1 pseudogene is annotated in these 534 nt (G+C 39.2%); it reads left to right on the plus strand.

Annotation, left to right across the window (positions count from 1 at the left end):
• Nucleotides 1–152: 152 nt before the first annotated feature.
• A pseudogene (locus DYY66_RS16530) lies at nucleotides 153–534 on the plus strand (universal stress protein); the annotation flags it as partial.

The following is a 534-nucleotide window of genomic DNA, read 5'->3' on the forward strand; positions in this document are numbered from 1 at the left end:
GGCTCTGATGTAAAAGACTGGGTCAATCCTATAGATGTAAGGCTAATTTCCAATGACAAGCGAAAAGGAGCCATATAGGGACCAGAAACAATATGTCAAAGAACAACCAAAAAAAACATGGTCCCATGTTTGAAGAATCAGATGTATCGGTNCAGGATTCAAAAACAAAGCTACAGCATACGCAATAACTTTGGCAAGAGCACTAGGAGCTGAAATAACTGTCATACACATAATAGGAAAATCATCTTTTGGTGCTACTGGAGACTTGCTGGGATATTATAGGGGTGGAAAGCTCAAAGCGTACCAAGATGCCATGAAGAAAGAAGCGGAAAAGTTACTCAAGGGAGCAGTAGAATTGGCTGAAAGCCAAGGAGTAATAATGCATTCTGAAGTGGTAATGGATTCGTCTGCAGAGAAGGCAATCATAGACTATGCAAAAAAGCAAAAGATGGACTTGATCATAATTGGAACAAAAGGTATGACAGGAATTGAAAAATTTCTCATGGGCAGTGTTGCTAATGATGTGATAACTTA

Source organism: Candidatus Nitrosotalea sp. FS, from assembly GCF_011319475.1.
Classification (GTDB): Archaea; Thermoproteota; Nitrososphaeria; order Nitrososphaerales; family Nitrosopumilaceae; genus Nitrosotalea.